The 23,052-nt window shown below is 39.1% G+C and carries 21 protein-coding genes and 1 tRNA gene; 19 read left to right on the top strand and 3 right to left on the bottom strand.

Going from position 1 to position 23,052, the window contains the following annotated elements; genetic code table 11:
• The first annotated feature begins 1 nt into the window (after nt 1).
• From OXT66_RS06170 to OXT66_RS06210, 9 genes are all read left to right on the top strand, one after another.
• On the top strand, nt 2-454 hold the full coding sequence (locus OXT66_RS06170) for a SprT family protein (RefSeq protein WP_268596508.1): 453 nt from the start codon (nt 2-4) through the stop codon (nt 452-454).
• Nucleotides 455-502: 48 nt separating this feature from the next.
• Nucleotides 503-1,381 carry a homoserine kinase gene (thrB, locus tag OXT66_RS06175; protein ID WP_268596509.1) on the top strand — a complete coding sequence of 293 codons (879 nt, stop codon included), beginning with the start codon at nt 503-505 and terminating at the stop codon, nt 1,379-1,381.
• Between the two features lie 49 nt (nt 1,382-1,430).
• Nucleotides 1,431-1,516, top strand: a tRNA-Leu gene (locus OXT66_RS06180).
• Nucleotides 1,517-1,650: 134 nt separating this feature from the next.
• Nucleotides 1,651-2,259 carry an HAD family hydrolase gene (locus OXT66_RS06185; RefSeq protein ID WP_268596510.1) on the top strand — a complete coding sequence of 203 codons (609 nt, stop codon included), beginning with the start codon at nt 1,651-1,653 and terminating at the stop codon, nt 2,257-2,259.
• A 243-nt stretch (nt 2,260-2,502) separates the two neighbouring features.
• Entirely contained in the window at nt 2,503-2,919 is a 417-nt protein-coding gene (locus OXT66_RS06190) for a PTS sugar transporter subunit IIA (protein WP_268596511.1), read from the top strand.
• A complete protein-coding gene (locus tag OXT66_RS06195; protein ID WP_054669517.1) occupies nt 2,916-3,419 on the top strand; it encodes a PTS system mannose/fructose/N-acetylgalactosamine-transporter subunit IIB in 504 nt (167 codons plus the stop codon). Before OXT66_RS06190 ends, OXT66_RS06195 begins: the two co-directional genes overlap by 4 nt.
• A gap of 88 nt (nt 3,420-3,507) precedes the next feature.
• Complete coding sequence (locus OXT66_RS06200; RefSeq protein ID WP_268596512.1) at nt 3,508-4,311, top strand: PTS mannose/fructose/sorbose transporter subunit IIC; 804 nt, start codon at nt 3,508-3,510, stop codon at nt 4,309-4,311.
• 12 nt (nt 4,312-4,323) lie between these two features.
• Nucleotides 4,324-5,175, top strand: coding sequence for a PTS system mannose/fructose/sorbose family transporter subunit IID (locus OXT66_RS06205; RefSeq protein WP_268596513.1), 852 nt, complete (start codon nt 4,324-4,326; stop codon nt 5,173-5,175).
• A gap of 70 nt (nt 5,176-5,245) precedes the next feature.
• On the top strand, nt 5,246-5,593 hold the full coding sequence (locus OXT66_RS06210) for a DUF956 family protein (protein ID WP_268596514.1): 348 nt from the start codon (nt 5,246-5,248) through the stop codon (nt 5,591-5,593).
• 40 nt (nt 5,594-5,633) lie between these two features.
• Here OXT66_RS06210 and OXT66_RS06215 read toward each other — a convergent pair whose 3' ends face one another.
• A complete protein-coding gene (locus OXT66_RS06215) occupies nt 5,634-6,785 on the bottom strand; it encodes an LCP family protein (RefSeq protein ID WP_268596515.1) in 1,152 nt (383 codons plus the stop codon).
• 197 nt (nt 6,786-6,982) lie between these two features.
• On the opposite strand from OXT66_RS06215, the gene OXT66_RS06220 reads away from it, so the two are divergent.
• The 5 genes from OXT66_RS06220 (at nt 6,983) to OXT66_RS06240 (ending at nt 14,441) form a co-directional block, all read left to right on the top strand.
• Entirely contained in the window at nt 6,983-7,924 is a 942-nt protein-coding gene (locus tag OXT66_RS06220) for a DMT family transporter (protein ID WP_268596516.1), read from the top strand.
• A gap of 70 nt (nt 7,925-7,994) precedes the next feature.
• Nucleotides 7,995-8,666, top strand: coding sequence for a 2,3-bisphosphoglycerate-dependent phosphoglycerate mutase (locus OXT66_RS06225; RefSeq protein WP_268596517.1), 672 nt, complete (start codon nt 7,995-7,997; stop codon nt 8,664-8,666).
• A gap of 379 nt (nt 8,667-9,045) precedes the next feature.
• Nucleotides 9,046-10,833 (top strand): aspartate--tRNA ligase, encoded by a 1,788-nt coding sequence (aspS, locus tag OXT66_RS06230; RefSeq protein WP_268596518.1) that lies wholly within the window; start codon nt 9,046-9,048, stop codon nt 10,831-10,833.
• A 305-nt stretch (nt 10,834-11,138) separates the two neighbouring features.
• Nucleotides 11,139-12,770, top strand: a complete 1,632-nt coding sequence (locus tag OXT66_RS06235) for a bifunctional aspartate transaminase/aspartate 4-decarboxylase (RefSeq protein WP_268596519.1) — start codon at nt 11,139-11,141, stop codon at nt 12,768-12,770.
• 24 nt (nt 12,771-12,794) lie between these two features.
• The gene (locus tag OXT66_RS06240) at nt 12,795-14,441 is read left to right on the top strand and encodes a YidE/YbjL duplication (RefSeq protein ID WP_268596520.1); all 1,647 of its coding nucleotides are present in this window, start codon (nt 12,795-12,797) and stop codon (nt 14,439-14,441) included.
• Nucleotides 14,442-14,518: 77 nt separating this feature from the next.
• Here OXT66_RS06240 and OXT66_RS06245 read toward each other — a convergent pair whose 3' ends face one another.
• A complete protein-coding gene (locus OXT66_RS06245; protein WP_268596521.1) occupies nt 14,519-15,853 on the bottom strand; it encodes a C1 family peptidase in 1,335 nt (444 codons plus the stop codon).
• A 118-nt stretch (nt 15,854-15,971) separates the two neighbouring features.
• Complete coding sequence (gene rpiA, locus OXT66_RS06250) at nt 15,972-16,655, bottom strand: ribose-5-phosphate isomerase RpiA (protein WP_268596522.1); 684 nt, start codon at nt 16,653-16,655, stop codon at nt 15,972-15,974.
• A gap of 133 nt (nt 16,656-16,788) precedes the next feature.
• Between rpiA and OXT66_RS06255 the strand changes: the two genes are divergently transcribed.
• From OXT66_RS06255 to cysS, 5 genes are all read left to right on the top strand, one after another.
• Nucleotides 16,789-17,328, top strand: a complete 540-nt coding sequence (locus OXT66_RS06255) for a dUTP diphosphatase (RefSeq protein ID WP_268596523.1) — start codon at nt 16,789-16,791, stop codon at nt 17,326-17,328.
• A gap of 23 nt (nt 17,329-17,351) precedes the next feature.
• Nucleotides 17,352-18,722, top strand: coding sequence for a DNA repair protein RadA (radA, locus tag OXT66_RS06260; RefSeq protein ID WP_268596524.1), 1,371 nt, complete (start codon nt 17,352-17,354; stop codon nt 18,720-18,722).
• Nucleotides 18,723-18,739: 17 nt separating this feature from the next.
• Nucleotides 18,740-19,912, top strand: a complete 1,173-nt coding sequence (locus tag OXT66_RS06265) for a PIN/TRAM domain-containing protein (RefSeq protein WP_419146382.1) — start codon at nt 18,740-18,742, stop codon at nt 19,910-19,912.
• An 86-nt stretch (nt 19,913-19,998) separates the two neighbouring features.
• Nucleotides 19,999-21,495: a glutamate--tRNA ligase gene (gene gltX, locus OXT66_RS06270; RefSeq protein WP_268596525.1), complete on the top strand. Its 1,497-nt coding sequence runs from the start codon at nt 19,999-20,001 to the stop codon at nt 21,493-21,495.
• Between the two features lie 139 nt (nt 21,496-21,634).
• Nucleotides 21,635-23,050 (top strand): cysteine--tRNA ligase, encoded by a 1,416-nt coding sequence (gene cysS, locus OXT66_RS06275; protein ID WP_268596526.1) that lies wholly within the window; start codon nt 21,635-21,637, stop codon nt 23,048-23,050.
• Nucleotides 23,051-23,052: the final 2 nt, after the last annotated feature.

Consider the following 23,052-nt stretch of genomic DNA (forward strand, 5'->3'; position numbering starts at 1 on the left):
AATGACAAACGAACAATTACAGAAATTGGTAGAACAAATTTCTTTAGAATTTTTTGCTAAGCCATTTAAGCATCAAGCAACTTTTAATCCGCGTTTGAAAACTACTGGTGGACGTTACCACCTGACCAGCCATAACATTGACATTAATCCGTTAATGTTAACTGAATTTTCACGGGCAAATTTAATGGGAGTGGTCAAACACGAACTGTGTCATTATCACCTGCATTTGGCGGGGGTGCCCAGTAACCATCGAAATCAAGAGTTTAAATCCTTACTATTAGCAGTAGGGGGCAGTCGGTATGCTCCGCGAACGTCAAAAGTTAAGGTACGAGCAAAATTACACCACTACCAGTGCCTCAGTTGTGGTCAACAGTATGAACGTCAAAGACTAGTAAATACTGTTAAATATCGTTGTGGCAAGTGCCATGGCAAATTGAAGTTGATTTCGGCATAGGATGCCAGAATAGCTTATAATTAAAGAAAACATGTTGGAGGTTAGAATATGTCAAAAACAATTGTGCGAGTGCCAGCTTCTTCAGCAAACGTGGGATCCGGAATGGATTCCATTGGGGTAGCGTTTCATTTGTACTATACGGTCATTGTCGAAGAAGAGACTGACCGTTGGCAAATTAACCATGCTTTGGGTAGTAATATTCCTACAGATGAAAATAATTTGATGGTACAAACTATCTTACGAATTGATCCTAAAATTCATCCGCACCAACTAACGGTAATTTCAGATATTCCGATTGCTCACGGCTTAGGTTCTAGTACTACTGCCGTGGTAGCCGGAATTAAAATTGCTAACGTGTTAGGTGAGTTGAATCTATCGTTAGAAGAACAGATTGATCTAGGAGCTAAGTTTGAAGGCCATGCAGAAAACGTTGCGGCAGCCATGATGGGTAACATGGCCATTACCAGTTTTGATGGTAAACATGCTCAAGTGGTTAATGCTGAATTACCTGATGCTTCAGCACTGTTTTATATTCGTCCAGATGGAATCAGTGAAGCTGCCAGTCGGGCCAAGTTGCCACAAGAAATTGACTACTTGACGGCTATTCAGTCCAGCAGTGTTACTAATGTTTTTGTTGGCTTGGTATGTCAAGGTGAATGGGAAAAAGCAGTTCCTTTGGTTGAAAATGACCAGTTCCATGAACCATATCGATTGGATTTGGTTCCGGAGTTAAAAACTATTCGGGATAAAGCCCATGAATTAGGAATTTATGGGACTTACCTGAGTGGAGCGGGGCCAACTATTGCTACTTTTGGTGATTACACTAAATTAACGGAGTTGCGCATGGAACTCCAAAAGATGAATCTAAAAGGTAGTTTACGGATCATGAACGTTGACCATAATGGGACTGACGTTCGCGGAGAATAAAAAAAGCTTGCAGACAAGATAATTATTTGCTATAATTTTTCTTGTTGATGCGGCCATGGCGGAATTGGCAGACGCGCAAGATTAAGGATCTTGTCCGGATTTACCCGGGTGGAGGTTCGAACCCTCTTGGCCGCATAACTAAGGATCGAAGCAGCTTGCTTCGGTCTTTTTTGTGCCTTTAATTTAAAACGATTATTGTCAAATTAATTCTGGTTGGTTCTTTAAGAACATGCTATTGTAGAAATAGTAATATGGAGGAGGAGCAATTGATGCAAAATTTTATTTTTGATATTGATGGGACCTTAATTGATACTGAAAAAATGTATATAAAGCCGCTCTACGACGTTTTAGTTAAACGAGGATATGATATTACCTACGACCAAGCTGCTGCTACGTTTGGTATTACAGCTATTGATGCTTTAAAACGGTTAAACGTTACTGACCAAGATGCAGTGATGACTGAATGGAATCAGTTAATTCCGAATTATGCCAAGTACCTTAAAGTATATGCTGGTATTCCAGAATCTTTGGCAGAGTTAAAGCAAACTAAAAAATTAGCAATTGCGACTTCCAAAGTGCGAAGTGAATTCGAACGGGACTTTACTCCAATTGGCATCAACCACTACTTTAATGAAGTGGTAACTTCCGATGAGGTTGCTACCGGTAAACCAGCTCCGGATATGATTTTAAAGGGAATGGAAAAATTAAACGGAACTCCTGAAACTACGGTTTATGTGGGGGATACTGTCTATGATATGCAAGCGGCTCATAGTGCTAATGTGGCGTTTGCGTTAGCCGGATGGCGAACGCCAGCTGATGAAAATTTTCAGAAAGCCGACTATGTATTAAACCAACCTAACGATTTATTGAAGCTTTAGCTCTAAAAGAGGGTGAAAAATATTTTCACCCTCTTTTGTTTTGAAAGTTTAGTAAAACGTTACAACAAAAAGTTCTGAAATTTGAGAAAACTAAAATAAGTGGTGGTTGGAAGCGCTTTTTTATGCTAGAATAAAAACATACCCTTTGAACGGCTCAAATGCTGGTAGAATCTGTTTTCACAATTTGAATTTCATTTTCAAAAAGCAATTAGCCAATCACCAATGAGAGAGGAGGTGGATTGAATGTTATCAATTATTATTGCCAGCCACGGAAAGTTTGCAGATGGTATCAAGCAATCTGCTGAAATGATTTTCGGGCAACAAGAAAATGTAAGTAGCGTCACTTTTATGCCTGATGAAGGGCCAGATGATTTGCTCAAAAAATATAATGATGCACTTGAAAGCTTTGGCTCAGACGCATCAGTATTATTTTTAGTTGATCTTTGGGGCGGTTCTCCGTTTAATGCGGCTAGTCGAATCGTTGCAGAACATACTGATCACATGGCATTACTCACTGGGCTTAATTTGCCAATGCTAATTGAAGCCTATGCTTCTCGTTCAATGAGTTTGGATGAAATCGTCCCTCACTTGGAAGAAACAGCAAAAGAAGGCGTCAAGCACTTAGAATTAGTTGAAGATCAAGGAGATGATTTACTATGACGATGGATATTCGCCTAGCTCGAATCGATAGCCGCCTACTTCACGGCCAAGTTGCTACGGTTTGGACTAAATCTGTAACTCCCAATCGAATTTTGGTAGTTTCAGATACAGTTGCTAAAGACAACCTTAGAAAAACATTAATCACCCAAGCAGCTCCTCCTGGAGTCAAAGCTAATGTGATTACTTTGGATAAGATGATTCAAATCAACAAAGATCCGCGATTTGATGTCTTCAAAGCCATTATCTTAACTGAAACTCCAGCTGATATGCTTAAATTAGCTGAAGGTGGCGTTGATTTCTCACAAGTTGGAATTGACGTTGGAAGCATCGCCTTTTCAGATGGAATGACTATGTTAAATGACTCAATTGCTGTTGATAACGATATGGCAGCTCAATTGCGGAAACTTCATGATGATTTCAACTTAGATGTTTACGCTCAAAAAGTGCCTGCTGATAAAAAGCAAGACATGATGGAATTACTTAGTAAGAAAGGGTTCTAAGCCCCTGATATATTTATTGCTTACCGGTATTTAATCGGTAAGTTGTGTTTGAAATTATTATAAATTATCCCAGAAAGGGGAAAATTTTATGTTAAGTATCATACTAGTTATTATCATTGCTTTTTTAGCCGGTATGGAAGGTGTCTTGGATCAATGGCAATTTCACCAACCAATCGTAGCTTGTACTTTAGTTGGAATTGCAACCGGTAACATCGCAGCCGGAGTTGCCTTGGGCGGCTCCCTTCAATTAATTACATTGGGCTGGATGAACATTGGTGCTGCAATCGCTCCCGATGCTGCTTTAGCATCAGTTGTTTCTGCTTGGTTAGTTTGTGGCCCTTCAGGACTTTCAGTTCATGATGGGATTGCCATCGCTATTCCATTGGCCGTTGCCGGACAATTATTAACTATTTTGGTTCGGACCATCGTTGTTGGTTTGGTTCATGGTGCTGATAAGGCAGCTGAAGCAGGTAACGTTCGTCAAATGGAAGCTATTCATTTGACTGCTCTTAGCTTGCAAGGATTACGTATTGCTTTGCCAACTGCCGTAGTTATGTTAGCTAGTGCTTCTACCGTTCAAGCTGTTATGAAGGCTATTCCAGAAGTTATTACCAATGGTTTAAATATTGGTGGTGGGATGATCGTTGCCGTTGGTTATGCCATGGTTATTAACATGATGGCTACTAACGAATTATGGCCATGGTTCTTTATTGGTTTCGCTCTTGCAGCGGTTGATAAGTTGAACTTGATTGCAATGGGTATCATGGGTGTTTGTTTCGCCCTCATTTACATGCAATTAACACCAAAATACAATTCAAACAACTCAGGTAGCTCAGAAGATGCCGGTGATTCCCTCGAGGATGAACTTGACCGTGAGCTAGAAGACTTATAGGAGGGCGAAAAAATGGCTGATAATCCAACAACTGAAAATCAAAAATTGAAATTAACCCATGGTGACCTAGTAAGTACTTTCTGGCGTGCTGGTTTTGAACAAGCATCATGGAACTACGAACGAATGCAAAACTTAGGGTTTGAATATATTATGGCTCCAGCGATTAAACGTCTTTATCCTAATAAGGATGATCGAATTGCTGCCATGAAACGACACATGGAATTCTTTAACACCCATCCTTACATGCAACCAGCCATTACCGGGGTTGTATTAGCGATGGAAGAACAACGTGCTAATGGTGCTGACATTGATGATGCTGCTATCACCAGTGTGAAGGTCGGAATGATGGGACCTTTAGCCGGTGTTGGTGATCCAGTTTGGTGGGGAACTGTGCGACCAGTATTGGGTTCATTTGCTGCTAGTTTAGCGCTTAGTGGCTCTGGTTTGTTAGGACCGATCATCTTCTTTGTAGTTTGGAACTTACTCCGGTTAATTTTCTTCTGGCAAACCCAACAATTAGGTTATCGCCAAGGAACTAACATCACTTCTAGTTTAGGTGGCGGATTACTTCAAAAAGTAACTGAAGGAGCATCAATTCTAGGGATGTTCATCATGGGGGTTCTGGTTCCTAGATGGACTAACATGAACTTCCCAATGGTTATTTCTAAAATTACCACTGACGGTAAAACTAAAGTTACTACCTTACAAGATGTCTTTGACCAAATTCTGCCTGGTTTAATGCCATTACTATTAACTTTTGGATGTATTTGGCTTCTTCGGAAAAAGGTTAATGCTATTTGGATTATTTTAGGATTATTCGTTGTCGGTATTCTTGGCTACTGGTCCGGAATCTTAGGACTTTAATATTAAAAAAGTTTGGTATTCCATTGGGAATTACCAAACTTTTTAATTTACTGAAGTAAGGAGAAAATCCATGTTACCACGCTCTCATAAACCATTGAATGAAATTAACATTCTAACGGTGGATGCACGCTATATGCAGGACCAGATGAATGGTTTGCAAGGAACCGTTACGTTGGGAAACAATGGCATTGAATTTGAACGCCAATTCAAGAACGGTTTTATACAAATACCATATAATCAAATTGAACAGGTCCAAGTGCAAATTGCCTTTGGCAAATTTTATCGCGGATTCTATTTGATTACTAAAGACGGTAAGAAAATCAATATTTTAACTCGGAAAACTAAGCAGGTAATCCACGTCTTTAATCGAAAGCTACAAAGCGGACAAATTGTTCGTTATCGTCGTAATCAAAAGTAAATAAAAAACCGAGGATATATTATCCTCGGTTTTTTATTTACTAATATCCACCATTTGTAACTGGTTGCTGAGTAGTATCATAACCGGTAGTAGCAGAAGGATCGGTGTAACCAGTACCATAAGTACCGGTAGTATTAGAACCAGAATCAACTGCAGTTTTTTGATCATCCGTTAATTCTGAAGCTTTGGATAAATCCAGAACGGAACGTAATTTGTTAGTTACTTTGAGTAATTCATCGTCTGAAACCACTTGGTAAGCTAAATTATCGATCATAGCATCTTGGCCTTGAAGGGTTTGTGACTTGATGTGATGCGATGCATCACCATATTTGGCTCTAATGGCAATCATATCATCAAAAGTAAGGTCACTCTTAAAGTTGCCGTTTAATGATGACAGAATGTTCTTATAACGGGTTAGTGAGGAGATATTGATCATTTTCATCACTAATGCTTGAATAACTTGTTTTTGCCGTTTTTGGCGACCGTAATCACCCTTAGGATCATCGTCACGCATTCTAGAGTAATCTAAAGCTTGTTTACCGTTTAGGGTTACCTTTTGGCCCTTGGTTACGTTAGCGTGGCCATATTGGAACGTCAAAGGAGGGGTTACCGTAACTCCGCCAACCGCATCAACCATCGTTTTTAAACCACCCATGTTAATGATGGCGTAAAAATCAATTGGTACGTTTAACAGGTTTTGAACCGTTTTGACAGCTGTCCCGGCTCCCCCGATTGTATATGCCGCATTAATTTTTTCGTATGGCATAGAATCACCAGGAACAACCACCTTAGTATCACGAGCAATACTAGTTAAATAAACGGTTTCTTTTTCAGGATTGATACTTGCTAAAATCATGGTATCAGTTCGTCCAGTATCATGACGCCCCAGGGCACCAGTATCCGTACCTAACAATAAGATGTTTAAGGGTTTGCCGGATTTAATAACTGACGAAACGTTTCGTGATTTTTGAATATTGGTGGAGTCATAGGTTTCTTTAAAGGTTTTCTTGGCGCTTTTATATGCGCCGTATCCCCAAATCAACCCTGAACCAATTATGATTAGTAAAATGGCGAAAATGCTCCAACCAATCATCCGCCGTTTCTTTTGGTTCTTTTTCTTGTAGTGGGGCTTATTCTCAGATCTCCGGGAGTATACCGGATCAAAATCTTTTTTATTATCTTCAGATGGCATAGTCTATCCTCGTTTGCAAAATTATAAGAGAATTATATGGCATAATTCCCATTTATTTATCAGGTAGGGTACTTTTTTAAGCATTCTTTAACATTCTAACATAGTCCAGATGGAGGCCAAACGATTTTTACTTTGTGCTACAATAATTGATGTATTACTTATGGAAAAATAATTAATTTATGAGGAGTAAAGTTGTCGTGAAAAAAACTTTTGTTTACATAGCTATCTCTACATTAATGTTTAGTTCCATGGAAATTGTTTTGAAAACCGTAACTGGTCTTTACAATCCCATCCAATTAAATTTAATTCGATTTTTGATTGGAGGGTTAGTTTTACTACCATTAGCTCGACATGACTTAAAAGTGAATGGGCAAAAACTATCCTTATTTGATTATTCAATGTTTGCACTAACTGGCTTTTTGTGCGTTGTGGTTAGCATGACGTTATATCAACTAGCCATTATTTATGATTCACCAGCAACAGTGGCGGTATTATTTAGTTGCAATCCAGTATTTGCGTTAATGTTTGCTTTTTTACTTTTGCACGAACGGCTAGACCGAGCAGAAGTGGTGTCTTTGTTAATTACCATTATTGGACTAGTGGTCATCGTTAACCCAGCCAATTTAACTAATCCAATTGGAACTTCGTTAGGTGTTTTATCGGCCTTAACTTTTGGCTTTTACAGTATCATTTCTCGCTGGGCAGCCCTTAAAGACGATTTAGGGGGCATTCCCATGACGGCTTACACATTTATTGCTGGAGCGATAGAACTGTTTATTCTAGTTTCTATTAGTCATATTCATGGCGTTAGTGCTTGGTTAAATCAATCTAGTTGGTTAAAAAGTTTTAGTAATATTCCAGTTTTAACAAACATTACACCGGAACACTTCTTAGTATTATTTTTTATTAGTGTCTGCGTAACTGGTGGCGGCTTTGCCTTTTACTTTTTAGCAATGCAACGGGGCGGCGTAGCCATGGCTTCGTTGGTCTTTTTCATTAAACCAGCTTTAGCTCCCATTTTAGCTATGCTTTTAATTCATGAACGGTTGACTACTAACATGATAATCGGAATTTTAATTATTATTTTAGGATCCGTAGTTTCTTTCGTTGATAATCAACGACAACAAGCAGTGTCTTAAATAGTGTCAAAAAGAGGCCTTTTTTGCTACAATGTGCACTAAGAGAAATGAGAGTAAAGAGGGAACTATCATGACATCGTTAATTATTACTAGACATGGCGAAAGTCAAGCTAATCGGGATAATATTTTTACCGGTTGGAGTGATGTGGATCTGACTTCTAAGGGATATCTACAGGCACAACAAGCAGGGCAGTTAATTCAAGATACTGGCCTAGATTTTACTGCTGTTCACACCTCGATGCTAAAACGGGCAATTATTACCGCTAATATTATTTTGACAGAAATCGATCAACTTTGGTTGCCAGAATATAAATCTTGGAGATTAAATGAACGGCACTATGGTGCTTTACGTGGCCAAAACAAGCAAGTGGTGGCCCAAAAAGTGGGAACAGCTCAAGTTAAAATTTGGCGGCGAAGCTTTGAAACTGTGCCACCGTTGTTAGCCACTCCGGATTATGATAAGCGGTATGCGAAACTAGGAGTAACAATTCCACGTGGAGAAAGTCTGCAGATGGCTCAAAAACGGTTATTACCTTACTGGCAAGATCAGATTGCTCCGCGCCTGTTAGATGGTCAAAATCAATTAATTGTGGCTCATGGTAGTACTATGCGGGCCTTAATTAAGTACCTAGAAAATATCTCGGATGAAGAAATTAGTTTAGTAGAAGTCCCTAATGGAGAACCGATTAGATACGATTTTGATGAGCATTTAAACATTATTAAAAAAACTTTTTTGCAGTAAATAACTAGCCCGTAAGGCTTTTCATGAAAAAGAAAAACAAAAGGGTTGTATTTTTTATTGGCTGTGATAATATAGTCCTTAAATAAAATCCAGTGACGAGAACCAGTAGTAAATTAGCGATTATTCAGAGAGCAAGTGGTTGGTGTGAACTTGCTAATCGTCTTTACGAAGACATCTTACCAGGAGATGGGGTATTCACGTACTTCATCCGCTCTTAGATGAAAAAAGAGCGATATCTTTTGAGTATCTATCAAGGTGGTACCGCTCGCGAGCCCTTGTACACTATTAAGTGTGCAGGGGCTCTTTTTGTATTTTCATACATAAAAAGAGCTTGACGGAGTACCAACTATATTAACGTTTAGGAAGGGATGTAATTTTTATGGTTGAAAGAACTACTTATGCGGGACTTGTAAATGAAAGTTACCTTAATCAAAAGGTAACACTCTTCGGTTGGGTTGATCGCCGTCGTGACTTAGGAAAGCTAATTTTTATTGATTTGCGTGATAGAGAGGGCATCGTTCAATTGGCCTTTAACGAAGACCGCTCTAAAGAAGCATTTAGCGTTGCTAAAGAAGTAAGAAACGAATACGTTATCAAAGTGGTTGGTGAAGTTGTTAAGCGTGCAGAAGGACAAGAAAACCACGATATTAAGAGCGGAAACGTTGAAGTTAACGTTGAAGAAGCCACCATTTTAAATACTAGTGAACCACTACCATTTGAAATTCGTGACGATGCTGACGTTAACGAAGATTTATTATTAAAATATCGGTACCTTGAATTACGTCGTCCAAGTATGCAACGGGGACTTCGTCTTAGAAGTACCATTACTCGGGCTGTTCGTGAATTTTACGACAACAATGGTTTCTTAGATATTGAAACTCCTGATTTGGCTAAATCTACTCCTGAAGGAGCTCGGGACTACTTAGTACCTAGCCGAGTATCTAAAGGTCATTTCTACGCATTGCCTCAATCACCACAACAATACAAACAATTGTTGATGGGCGGGGGCTTTGATCGTTACTACCAAATCGCTCGTTGCTTCCGTGATGAAGATTTACGTGGTGACCGCCAACCAGAATTTACTCAAATCGACGTGGAAACTACTTTCTTAAGCCAACATGACATCATGGACTTAACTGAAGGTATGTTGAAAAACGTAATGAAAAAAGCCTTGAACAAGGATATTGAAACTCCATTCCCACGAATCAGCTGGCAAGAATCAATGGACCGTTTTGGTACTGACCAACCAGATGCTCGTTTCGCAATGGAAATTCAAGATGTTACTGAAATCATTAAGGGTGCTGAGATTGCTACTCCAGCCTTTGAAGATTCAGAACACGAAATTTTAGCACGGGCCATCGTTGCTGAAGGGGCTGCTGATAAATATTCTCGTAAGGATATTGAAGCAAAAGAACAATACCTTGAACGTTATGGTGTTAAGCGTTTGGTATGGGCTAAGGTTGAAGCTGATGGTTTCAGTGGTTCATCTGCTAAGTTGCTTACTCCAGTTTACAAAGAATTGACTGAACGTTTAGGTGCCAAAGAAGGCGACATTATCTTTATGGTCTTTGATCGTTTCAAAGTGGTATCTGACTCATTAGGTGCTCTTCGGGTTAACTTGGCTAACGAACTTAACATGATTCCAGAAGACGTTTACAAGTTCCTCTGGGTAATCGATTGGCCATTGTTTGAATACGATGAAGGTGATCAACGTTGGGTTGCAGCTCACCATCCATTTACTGCTCCAAACGAAGGTGACGAACATTACTTAGATGAAGGCGAAGATCCTCATAAAGCCCATGCTCAAAGCTACGATATCATCTTGAACGGTTTGGAACTTGGTGGTGGATCCATTCGTATCCACAATGCCGAATTACAAGAAAAGATGTTCCGGGCGCTTGGCTTCACTAAGGAAAGTGCTTACGCTCAATTTGGTTACTTCATCAATGCGTTGAAGTTTGGTTTCCCACCTCATGGTGGTATTGCTCTTGGCTTAGACCGATTTGCTCGTCTCTTAGCTGGTGCCGATAACATTCGTGAAGTGATTGCGTTCCCTAAGAATTCTAAAGCTGTTGAACCAATGACTCAAGCTCCGGCTGAAGTTAGCGAAGAACAACTAAAAGAATTAGGAATTAAGCTAGATTTAGATCCAGAAATTAATGAGTAGTTATCTACTTTACAATTAAATTGGTATACTTTAAGAAAGCCCTTATAAATAATAGGGGCTTTTTTTGTACATTTGATTATTAAAACCTTTCAATGAATAATGATAGTGTTATGAAAATGCTTAACTCGCTTTTACCCTTGTAATAACTGACACAAACAGGTAAAATAATGGTCGGAAAGTGGATACGATTACAACAAGTCCCGCAATCTTGTTTTTATTGTTCTTTCAGTTTCCGAGAGATAATTTTGGCCAATTTTATTTCGTATGTTTCAGAAATTATATATATTACAAAGGAGTACTTTCTCATGGCAGATACAGCACTTGATAAATTTGAATCAATTGATGGCTCCAAATTAGGTGAACTTTCACACCTATCAAACTTTGAAGTTACGGCAGATTTCCGTAAAATCGCCCCAGATAACTTGAACGGCAACGAACCAATCGATGTTGGTCGTGGTAACCCTAACTGGATTAACACTACTGCTCGTTTGGCTCAAGGTCGGATGGTTGAATTTGGTATCAAAGATTCAGAACGGACTTTCACCAAAGACAACGGCTCAATGGCTGGTTACATTGAAATGGACGGGATTGAAGATCGTTTCAAAGAATTCATGAACCCAGAAAATCCTGCTGACCAACTTCTTTTGAATACAGTTAAATACGCTACTGATGAACTTGGTATTAATGGTGACGAAATGGTTCACGAAATGGCTGATGGAGCTATTGGTAACCATTATCCAGTTCCTTCACGTTCATTGGTTAATGTTGAAAAGATTCTTAACAAGTATCTTGAAAAGGCATTATACCGTGGCGCTGAATTAGCTAATGAAACTGAATTGTTCCCAACTGAAGGTGGAGCTGCATCAATGGTTTACATCTTCAACGAAATGAAACTTTCACACATCTTGGAACCAGGTGATAAGGTTGCCATCAACACCCCAATCTTTACTCCATACTTGGAAATTCCTATCTTGAAGGAATACAACTTGGAAATTGTTCCTTTGCTTTCTAGTGAAGACAATGATTGGCAAATGACTGATGAACAATTGGATCAATTGAAAGATCCTAGCATCAAGGCATTCTTCGATGTTAACCCTACTAACCCTGCCGCTCGTGCATTTAGTAATCACGCTCTTGACAAGATCAAAGAAGTTGTTGAAGCAAATCCTAAGTTAACTATCGTTACTGATGATGTTTATGGTACCTTTGCTGAAGGCTTTAAGACTATTTACTCAGTTGTTCCTCACAACACTTTATTAGTTTACTCATTCTCTAAACTATTTGGTGTAACTGGACACCGTCTTGGTCTTACTGCTGCCCACAAGGATAACGTATTTGATCAAATTATTGCTGAAAAGACAGCTGCAGATCCTGAAATCAAGGCTGAATTTGAAGATCGTTACTCTAAAGTTGTTACTGATCCATTGCACATGAAGTTCATCGACCGGATGGTTGCTGACAGTCGTGCAATTGGTTTGTATCACGTTGCTGGTTTGTCAACTCCACAACAAATCATGATGGAATTGTTAGCTGCTAACAACTTGACTGTTGGCGATGACACTTATCTTGATGCTTCTCGTGAAGTAGTTGGCGAACGTTACAACGCCTTCTGGAATGGTTTGGGCGTAGATGCTGACGAATCTGAAGGTAACACTAAGTACTACACACTTATCAACATTCCTACTTTGATGGAAAAATCATACAACAAGGACTTTAGTGATTGGTACGTTAAGAACTACAACTACCTTGACTTCTCTTACCGTTTGGTACGTGAATTCGGTGCTGTAATTATGGACGCTTCATCATTTGGTGCTAACAAAGGTTATGTTCGGATTTCATTAGCTAACATGCCAACTGAAAGTTATGCTAAGATTGCTGAATACATGAAAGAACTTTTGGCTCAGTACTATGCTGAATACCAAAAAAACAATAAATAATAATAGTAAGAGTGGTCTTTAATTATGAGTGGAATTGGTCAATTTTTTGTTGCTAATCCAGTTATTTCAATCTTCATTTGTTTGGGACTGGGTTACATTTTAGGACGGGTTAAGTTTGGCTCGTTCACTTTAGGTGCCACTGTTGGTGTCCTAATTGTATCATTGATCTTTGGTCAAATTGGTGTATTTACTCGAGACACTGTCTTAGGTGATATCTTCTTTGACTTCTTCATGTTTGCAATTGGGTATCGAGTTGGACCTACTTTCGTTTCAAGTATGAAACGTTTTGGGATGAAGATTATTATTTCAAGTTTCTTGTTCTTAATCTTCGCCTTCTTAACTGCCTGGGCTTGCTTCAAGATCTTTAACGTTGGCCCTGGTGTTGCCGCTGGTACAATTGCCGGTGCTTTGACTCAATCAGCCGTTATTGGTAGTTCTTTGGAAACTATCCAAAAATTACCTATTTCTGGTTCATTAAAAGCATTGTACAGTTCTCAAATTCCAATTGTTTACGCGTTGACTTACGTATTTGGTACTATCGGGGTTCTTATCTTCTTGCGGGACCTTGCACCAAAGATGTTACACATCAACGTTAAGGATCAAGCTACTAAAGTTGCTCGTGAAATGAACTTTACTGCAGCTGTTCCTAGTATGACTCGGATCCGGACTTATGATGTTGTGGATAATTCAACTTTTGTTGGTAAGACCCTTGCTGATATTATGAATAGCTTGGATGCAACTAAGGTTCAATTATTAGGTGCCGTTCGTAACGGTAGTGATTTGAAAGATAGTGATGCTTTGCAAGCTAACGACGTTGTTACCTTTGCAGGTTACGCTAACGATCTTTCAGATACTGTTACTGGTACTGGTTTGCATGAAGTAATTAATGATGACACTAAGAAATTTAGTGAAAAATTCTTTATCTTGGGTAAAAACTTTACTAAAGATGGTATCGTTGCCCTTGAAAAGAAGGGAATCTTCGTTAACTTAATGGATCCTGCAGAAGGTAACATGCGTACTTTAGATGACCTTCATGCTGGTAGCCCAATTGGGTTAACTGGTGATTTTGCTGCAGTTAAATCAGAACTTAGTTCATTAGGTAAGTGGAAAGCTTCTGCTAGCGCTATTAACTACGCTATGTTCTGTTTAGGTATTGCAGCCAGTGCTGCTTTAGGTGTTGTTGGTACCAAGGTCGGTGGTGTTCCATTGGCTCTTGGTGGTGGTACAGGTAGTGTGATTGTTGGTTTGATCTTGAGTATTTGGCAAGATAAGAATCAATACATTGACTCTATTCCTGACAACATCATGGAATTCTTCCAAAGCTTTGGTTTGAACATCTTTATCGTTACGGTTGGTTTGTCAGCCGCACGGACTTTCGTTTCAGCCTTCAAGTCACTTGGAATTTCCGTTTTCTTAATTGGTGCAATTATTTCAATCCTTCCACATATCATTACTTTGTATGTTGATAAGTGGATATTGAAGATGGAACCCGTTGCTTTGATTGGTTCATTAACCGGTGCGGATACACTTTCTGCTGGGTTGAATGCCATTACTGAAGCTTCTGGTCCAGAAGGTGGCCCTTACTTCGCTGCTACTGTTGCTCCAGCTTACGTTATTGGTAACATTTTCTTAACGTTAATGGGACCTATCTTCTTAGTATTACTTGCCTAATAGCATTTAATAATAAGCAAAAAGCCTTAAATTCGATTAATTTCGAATTTAAGGCTTTTTTTGTGGAAATGATTATTTTAAGCTAAGGCTCCCATTGGGTCCCAAGGAGCTAATTCAATCGGTTCTTGTTCTTGGGCTGCTTGTATTTCATCAGGCATAAAGTTTTTGTTTACCACGATTTGATAAACAAATTGATCCATCCAGTCATCACTCATTACAAAGTAACCTTTATTACCAACTTTTTTACCCCAGCTATTTTCAACTTTCCACTTAGTAGGTTTACCATCTACTAAGTCAACGCCGGTAATGACCATAGCGTGAGTCATCAGACTTTCACCGTAGTCCAAACGAGCCCCTTTAGAAAGGGAAAGGTCGGTATCAAATAATTCATCTGGAGCGTAAAGAGAAGTATCCATAATACCCTTTTGAGAGTTAGAACTTTGACCTACATCACTACCAAACCATACGGATTCACCGCGTTTTAATTGTTCAATAGCTAGTTGTTTCAAATCGTTCATTTCTAGATTAAGATGCTTAACTTGGCGACCACCAACCACGTTACCTAACATTTCGACAGTGTAAGTTTTCATGAAAGGTTTGTTATCAGTGGGGGAGTTAATCAAAGAAACGTAGTTAGTTAAATCTACATCAATATATTTTTGGAAAAATGCTCGAGGGGTAAGATTTTGATCAATATGATATTGGCTATCTTTATCTCGGTATTCAAAATCAAATTGTTGTGTAGGTTCCCCTAATGTATAGGCCAACATACGATAGATATCATTTAACATGTCAGTTTTAGTAGCAAGTAACTTAGCATCGCTTGTATCAGCAGCTACTAATTCTCGTAAAACTGCAGCATTGTGCCGTAGTTTAAGGTTAAGGAATTTGTTTAATTGTGCTGATTTTTCGCTACTAAAAGTTTCTGGCATAGCAGACTTAGGAACGATCCCGTATTTTTCAATTAAGGCACATAACATGTCCCACTGACCGCCATCTTGTTGCGGCGTAGCCATTAACCAAGCTACTTTGCGAGAATCAAGGGGTTCATTGGCAGTTTTAATAACGTTATCTAAAAAGAAGTTAGCTTTTTCAAACTTATCCCAAAAGTTGATGTAGTTTTGAGAAAGTTCGAAATCATCGCTCATTTTAAAGTTAGTCATTAATTTGTGCCGCATTGTATTTAACGCTGCAAACATCCAGCAACGACCGCTTTGCTTTTGGTCGGCTACGTCTCCAGTAGCTAAATCAATTGAAAAAACGGGATTCATAGTTACCTCGGAAGCAAAATCGGCACTAGTGGCCAAAATTCCTTGATGGGTAACGGCCCGTTCGATTACTTTGGCTTCCTTTTTGGCATCTAGATTATTTTGAAACTGATTAATTTGATCAAAACTGATAGCAGCTGACAAAAAAATCCCTCCTTAAATTTTAATGAGTACATTGTACTCTGATTAACATAAATAAAAAAGGGACTTGATCAATAGACAATTACTAGTCTTTGATCCGTCCCGCAAATACAATATTAAATTATGGGCGAGCTTTTAAAACTTCAGGACCGTTATTGTGACCAACGATCACAATATTAACTAAGTCTAAGAATAAACCGTGTTCCACGATACCGGTCATGCTGTCTAAATCTTTAGCCAAGGCATGGGGATCATCGATGTGACCTAAATGTAAATCAATTACATAATTTTTGGAATCGGTCAAAACATGTTCTGAGCCGTTTAATCTGAATTCTGGTTTGTAACCTCGATTGGCAAGGCGTTTGATAAGTTGGGTACTGCCATAAGGGATAACTTCAAGTGGTAGTGGGAAAGAGCCCAATTCATCAGCCATTTTACTTTCATCAACAATCCACATATTTTTACGGGAGTTAATGGCTACGATTTTTTCCCAAAGATGAGCGGCGCCGCCTCCCTTAATTCCTTGGAAATTTTTATCGATTTGATCAGCCCCGTCGATGGTTAAATCAATGTGATCAACTTCATCTACATCTTTAATAGTGATTCCTAAGTCGCGAGCTTGCTTAGCTGTTCGTTCTGAGGTGGGAACGCCCACAATAGATAAGCCTTCTTCTTGAACTCGTTTACCTAAAGCGTCAACTAGATATTTAACGGTTGACCCGGTTCCTAGTCCAACAACGGTGTTATTTTCAACGTATTTAGCTGCTTCTTGACCAACTAATTGTTTCAGTTCGTTTTGATTCATGGAGTGCCTCCTGCTGTTTATCGTTTAAGGTTTTACTAACGTCCATTTTGCAGGTTTTGTTAAGTTTTGTCAATTAATGTTAAAAAGTTGGTCTTTAGTTTATAATTAGAACGGTAAACGAAAGGATGATTTGATGACTCGAGGCTTCGAAGTAGTTTCTAAATACCAGGATCAGGCAATTAACTTACCTAAACGGGCTACCAAACAAGCAGCCGGTTATGACTTTGAAAGTGCGGTAGACATGGTACTACCGTCTATTTGGCGTTTTCCATTTTTAAAGGCTTTGGCAACTATTAAAAGTACTAAAGAATTAAGTGCTCAAGAAATTAGTGATGCTAATGCGACTTTAAAACCGTATTTAATTCCAACGGGGATTAAAGCATTTATGCAACCTAACGAAGTATTAATTATTGCTAATCGTTCCAGTAATCCACTTAAGCGCGGTTTAGTAGTGCCCAATGGTATTGGAGTAATTGATGCCGATTACTATAATAATGATGCCAATGAAGGCGAAATTTTTATTCAAATGGTAAATTTGGGAATTACTGATTTAAAAATTAAAAAAGGTGATCGAATTGGACAGGGAATTTTTATGCCTTATTTAACCACTGACAGTGATAATGAAGATCTAAAACAAACTCGTTCCGGAGGCTTTGGTTCTTCCGGTAAATAATTAACGAATCGGAGGATAGTTTAGTGGCGAAATCAAAAACGCAATTTGTTTGCCAAAACTGTGGGTATATATCCCCACGTTATTTGGGCCGGTGTCCTAACTGTGGTGAATGGAACACTTTAGTAGAAGAAGTAGTTACCCAAACTAAAGCAAATACTGCTACGGGATTACGACGGACGGGTACTAGTAATGTACAACCGGAATTATTAGGTGAAGTAAAATTTGAAAATGAGCCTCGAATTCAAACGGATTTAGAGGAACTTAACCGGGTATTAGGTGGTGGAGTGGTTCCTGGATCACTAGTCTTAATCGGGGGAGATCCCGGAATTGGTAAATCAACATTACTATTACAGGTTTCTAGTCAGCTAAGTCGAAAAGGCAAAATTTTGTACGTGTCTGGAGAAGAAAGTGCTAACCAGATTAAAATGCGAGCTGATCGACTCAACGTTAATAGTGACCAACTTTATATTTATCCCCAAACTAATATGGATGAAATTCGGGCTACCATTAATGAATTAAAACCGGATGCAGTGGTAATTGACTCAGTTCAGACCATGCAAGAACCCGAGGTGCAATCAGCTACTGGTTCAGTAGCCCAGGTTAGAGAAGTGACGGCTGACTTAATGAAAATTGCTAAAGGCCAAGGTATTACTGTCTTTGTAGTGGGACACGTAACTAAGGGCGGAGCAATTGCCGGCCCCAAAATTTTGGAACATATGGTGGATACCGTTTTATACTTTGAAGGGGACCTAAACCATTCTTACCGAATTTTGCGGGCGGTTAAAAACCGATTTGGTTCCACTAATGAATTGGGTGTTTTTGAAATGCGCGAAGGTGGTTTGGCGGAAGTTACTAATCCATCAGAAATTTTTCTAGAAGAACGATTAAAAGACGCCACCGGATCCGCCATTGTGGTCTCCATGGAGGGAACCCGACCAATTTTGGTTGAAATCCAAGCGTTAATTACCGCTTCAGTTTTTGGAAATGCTCAACGAACTGCTTCCGGAGTGGATCGAAACCGTGTTTCTTTGATTATGGCAGTGCTAGAAAAACGAGCCGGATTAATGTTACAAAATCAGGACGCTTATCTGAAGGCTGCTGGGGGCGTGAAGCTTAACGAACCGGCTATTGATTTAGCTATGGCAATTAGTATTGCTTCGTCGTACAAAGACCGGGGAACTAACCCTAGTGAATGTTATGTGGGAGAATTGGGATTAACCGGTGAAATTCGCCGGGTGACTAGAATTGAAGAACGGGTGGCAGAAGCTGCCAAATTAGGATTTAATAGAATTATGGTGCCAGCTAATAATTTGCAAGGGTGGACGCCTCCAAAAAACATTGAAGTAATTGGAGTTTCCACTTTGTCTCAAGCACTTAAATTAGCGTTAGGTTAAATGATAAAGGAGGTGAAATGATGAGACGCAAGGGAGTTGTTAGATTAATTTTTACAATTGCTGGAGCAGCAATCGGGGCGAGTTACTTTCCCATTTTTTGGATGGTATTGCAACTTAGCTATGGTACCTTGTTCAACAACATGTTTACCAATGCCATTTTAGGAGCCATTATCTTTTATATTATTTCGTTGTTGCTGGACAAACAAGTGCTAAAGGTAGTAGATCAATTAGAGACGTCGTTAGCTAAACAAAATCCAATCTCTTTGTTATTTGGAACTTTGGGAATGATTGTAGGATTAGTGGTGGCTATTTTAATTTCGACTGTCTTTTTCCGGGCTCACACGTTCTTCTTGAACACTTTAGTACCGGCTATTTTGATGCTGGTGTTAGGTTATGTGGGATTGCGGTTAGGTTCAACACAAAGTGGTCGGTTTAAGCGAGTATTTCAATCACGCAAAAAGGCTGAGGAAGAAGCGGACTTAGACGAAAAAATTATTGATAAACCCATTGATGAAAATTATCATCATTACAAAATTTTAGATACTAATATTTTAATTGATGGTCGAATCTACGATATTGTCAAAACTGGTTTCTTAGAAGGGACGTTGTTAATTCCTAACTTTGTCTTGTATGAACTACAATATATCGCTGATTCTAGCGACAGTGTTAAACGGGTTCGGGGCCGGCGAGGATTGGATATTTTGAATAAATTACAAAGTGAAAAATTAATGCCGGTTGAAACCTACGAAGGTGACTATGATGACATTGATGAAGTTGATAGTAAATTAATTCAATTAGCTAAAGATGTTAATGGAGTAATTGTTACTAACGACTACAACTTAAACAAGGTAATTCAGTTCCAAAATGTTCAAGTTTTTAACATTAATGCCTTAGCTAATGCGTTACGCCAAAAGATCGTTCCGGGCCAAAAACTAAACGTAATGGTTGTTAAAAACGGAACCGAACGACAACAAGGGGTAGCTTACCTAGACGATGGAACCATGGTAGTAGTTGAAGATGGTCGTTATTTCTTAAATCAACATATCGATGTAGTGGTAACTAGCGCTATTCAAACTGACGCTGGGAAGATGATTTTTGCTAAACCAGAACATTCTACTAAAGGAATTAGTGATACTAAAGATCCTAAAAGTAAAGAAAATACCCATAATCCTAAGAGAAACGGGAAGTAAGCAGTTCAACCCTTTATTTTTAGGGCGGAGCATTGTACACTAAAACTACTAACTTAATTTAAAAAACTAGAAAGAGGCGTTAAAACATGGCAAACGATGCAATTCGGGTTCGATACGCACCAAGTCCTACTGGACATTTGCATATCGGTAACGCGCGGACGGCAATTTTTAATTATTTGTTTGCGCGACACAATAAAGGAAAGTTCATCATTCGAATCGAAGATACTGATACGAAGCGAAATGTTGAAGATGGTGAACGCAGCCAATTAGAAAACCTTAAATGGTTAGGATTAGATTGGGATGAAGGTCCTGACAAACCGGGTGATTTTGGTCCTTACCGCCAATCAGAACGTCAAGATATCTATACGCCACTAATTCAACAATTAATGGATGAAGATAAAGCTTACGAATCTTACCGGACTGAAGAAGAATTAGAAGCTGACCGAGAAGCTCAAAAAGCACGTGGTGAAATGCCTCATTATGAATACGAATATGCTGGTATGTCTGATGAAGAACGCCAAGCTGCTATTGAGGCTGCCCGGGCTAAGGGACTTAAACCCGTTATTCGATTCCGAGTTCCTAAGAACCATGATTTTGCTTGGGATGATATCGTTAAGGGAAACGTTTCCTTTAACTCTGATAGCATCGGTGGTGACTTCGTTATCGCTAAGCGTGATGGGATGCCTACTTATAACTTTGCCGTTGTGGTAGATGATCATTTGATGAAAATCAGCCATGTCTTTCGTGGTGATGATCACGTTGCTAATACGCCTAAACAATTAATGATCTATGAAGCCTTTGGCTGGCAAGCTCCTCAATTTGGTCACATGAGTTTAATCATCAGTGCCGATACGGGCAAGAAGCTAAGTAAGCGAGACGAAACTGTGCTTCAATTTATCGAACAGTATAGAGACTTAGGCTACCTACCAGAAGCAATGTTTAACTTCATTGTGTTGTTAGGTTGGTCACCAGTTGGTGAAGATGAAATCTTTTCAGTTAAGGACTTTATCAAGATGTATGACGAAAATCGCTTGAGCAAGTCCCCAGCTAAGTTTGACTCCAAGAAACTAGAATGGATCAATAACCAATACGTTAAAGCTAGTGATGAAGATGTTGTTATGGATTTAGCATTGCAACAATTAATCAAGGCTGGTAATCTTCCTGCTGATCCAGATACTAAGACCATTGAATGGGCTCGGAAGCTAATTAACGTTTACAAGCAACAAATGAGTTACATGGCCCAAATTAACGAAATGGCAGAAGTTTTCTTCCACGAACCAGAAATGGTTAGCGGGGAAGCTTTAGCCGAAATTCAAAACGAAACTGCTCCAGTAGTTTTAAAAGAATTCCGCGATCGAATTGCTTATTTACCAATTTTTGATAAAGTTCAAATCTTGGCTACCATTAAGCAAATTCAAAAAGATACCGGAATTAAAGGTAGAAAACTCTGGATGCCAATTCGAATTGCCGTAACTCATGAAATGCACGGCCCTGAATTGCCAGAATCAATCGAATTAGTTGGAAAAGAAACTGCAGTTAAGCATGTTCAACAAACATTGGATCAACTTGAAGCCAATAATTAATTAATCAAAAAATATTTATTAATTTATGAGGTCCGTTGAATGTCAACGGGCCTCATTTCAATTTACGAATTTAAATTCTAGAATTAACGCCGATTTGTGCTATGATTTCAATAAATACCGATGAATCGAGGAAAAAGCCATGTTACAAATTTTTAACACCCTGACCCGGCAAAAAGAAACTTTTAACCCACTCAACCCCGGAGTTGTTAATATGTATGTTTGTGGCCCCACCGTTTACAATTATATTCACATGGGTAACGCTCGTAGCGTCATCGCTTTTGATACTATTCGACGCTACTTAGAATACCGTGGTTATCAAGTTAATTACGTTTCTAACTTTACCGATGTTGACGACAAAATGATCAAGGCTGCAAAGGAAAATAATACGACTGTTGAAGCCATTGCTGACAAGTATATTGCTGCTTTTTATGAGGACACTAAGGCCCTTAATATCCAACCAGCTACTAAAAATCCACGGGCCACTGATAATATTGCTGAAATTATTAGTTTTGTTTCCGAATTGATTGAAGCTGGTTACGCTTATGATGTAGACGGTAACGTTTACTATCGAGTTCGAAAATTTCCAACATATGGCGAATTAGCTCATAAAAACATTGATGAATTAGAAGTAGGGGCTAGCCAACATGTTGATGTAGCCAACGGTGAATTTGCTCAAAAAGAAGATCCGGTGGACTTTGCCCTTTGGAAAAAGGCGGATGATGGTGAAGTGGCCTGGGACTCTCCTTGGGGACCGGGACGGCCTGGCTGGCATATTGAATGCTCTGTGATGTCTACTCGTTATTTAGGGGACACCATTGACATTCATGGTGGTGGTGAAGATTTAATTTTCCCTCATCACGAAAATGAACGAGCTCAAAGTGAAGCTAAGACCCACCACCAATTTGTAAAGTATTGGATGCATAACGGCTTCGTGACGGTTGGTGATGATAACGAAAAGATGAGTAAATCATTGGGTAACTTTGTTACGGTTCATGACTTATTAAAAGAAGTGGACGGACAAGTCATTCGGTTATTAATGTCGACCACGCACTATCGACGGCCTATCCAATACAACAACGCTAGCTTGCAAGAAGCCCAAAGCAATTTTAAGAAGCTACAAACTGCTTTTAATAACGTCATTTACCGGCAACAAAATGCCGAAGCCGGCAACGATCCTAAGGTCGAACAGGAAATTCGTCAAATTGTGGCCGACTTTACAGATGCGATGGATGATGATTTTAACGCCCAAAACGGGATTGCGGCAGTTTATGAATTGGCCAAATTTGCTAACGTTTATACTCAACGAGAATTGGTTTTTGCAGGCACCCTTCAATTCTTAGCCAAAACCTTACAAGATTTAACTGCTATCTTTGGGGTGGTATTGAGCGCGGAAACTATTTCGGATGAAGATATTGAGGCTTTGATCGCTGAACGAGAATTAGCTAGAAAAAATAAAGATTTCATCAGAAGTGATGAAATTCGTGAAGAACTTAAAGCCCAAGGAATTGTATTGGAAGATACACCACAGGGAACCCGATTCAGAAAGGAATCATAAAC

This window comes from Lentilactobacillus senioris (assembly GCF_026798195.1).
GTDB classification, from domain to species: domain Bacteria; phylum Bacillota; class Bacilli; order Lactobacillales; family Lactobacillaceae; genus Lentilactobacillus; species Lentilactobacillus senioris_A.

Coding starts and splice junctions, on each gene's coding strand:
- OXT66_RS06170 (WP_268596508.1), top strand. CDS start 2: ATGACAAACGAACAATTACAGAAATTGGTAGAACAAATTTCTTTAGAA.
- thrB (WP_268596509.1), top strand. CDS start 503: ATGTCAAAAACAATTGTGCGAGTGCCAGCTTCTTCAGCAAACGTGGGA.
- OXT66_RS06185 (WP_268596510.1), top strand. CDS start 1,651: ATGCAAAATTTTATTTTTGATATTGATGGGACCTTAATTGATACTGAA.
- OXT66_RS06190 (WP_268596511.1), top strand. CDS start 2,503: ATGTTATCAATTATTATTGCCAGCCACGGAAAGTTTGCAGATGGTATC.
- OXT66_RS06195 (WP_054669517.1), top strand. CDS start 2,916: ATGACGATGGATATTCGCCTAGCTCGAATCGATAGCCGCCTACTTCAC.
- OXT66_RS06200 (WP_268596512.1), top strand. CDS start 3,508: ATGTTAAGTATCATACTAGTTATTATCATTGCTTTTTTAGCCGGTATG.
- OXT66_RS06205 (WP_268596513.1), top strand. CDS start 4,324: ATGGCTGATAATCCAACAACTGAAAATCAAAAATTGAAATTAACCCAT.
- OXT66_RS06210 (WP_268596514.1), top strand. CDS start 5,246: ATGTTACCACGCTCTCATAAACCATTGAATGAAATTAACATTCTAACG.
- OXT66_RS06215 (WP_268596515.1), bottom strand. CDS start 6,785: ATGCCATCTGAAGATAATAAAAAAGATTTTGATCCGGTATACTCCCGG.
- OXT66_RS06225 (WP_268596517.1), top strand. CDS start 7,995: ATGACATCGTTAATTATTACTAGACATGGCGAAAGTCAAGCTAATCGG.
- aspS (WP_268596518.1), top strand. CDS start 9,046: ATGGTTGAAAGAACTACTTATGCGGGACTTGTAAATGAAAGTTACCTT.
- OXT66_RS06235 (WP_268596519.1), top strand. CDS start 11,139: ATGGCAGATACAGCACTTGATAAATTTGAATCAATTGATGGCTCCAAA.
- OXT66_RS06240 (WP_268596520.1), top strand. CDS start 12,795: ATGAGTGGAATTGGTCAATTTTTTGTTGCTAATCCAGTTATTTCAATC.
- rpiA (WP_268596522.1), bottom strand. CDS start 16,655: ATGAATCAAAACGAACTGAAACAATTAGTTGGTCAAGAAGCAGCTAAA.
- OXT66_RS06255 (WP_268596523.1), top strand. CDS start 16,789: ATGACTCGAGGCTTCGAAGTAGTTTCTAAATACCAGGATCAGGCAATT.
- OXT66_RS06265 (WP_419146382.1), top strand. CDS start 18,740: ATGATGAGACGCAAGGGAGTTGTTAGATTAATTTTTACAATTGCTGGA.
- gltX (WP_268596525.1), top strand. CDS start 19,999: ATGGCAAACGATGCAATTCGGGTTCGATACGCACCAAGTCCTACTGGA.
- cysS (WP_268596526.1), top strand. CDS start 21,635: ATGTTACAAATTTTTAACACCCTGACCCGGCAAAAAGAAACTTTTAAC.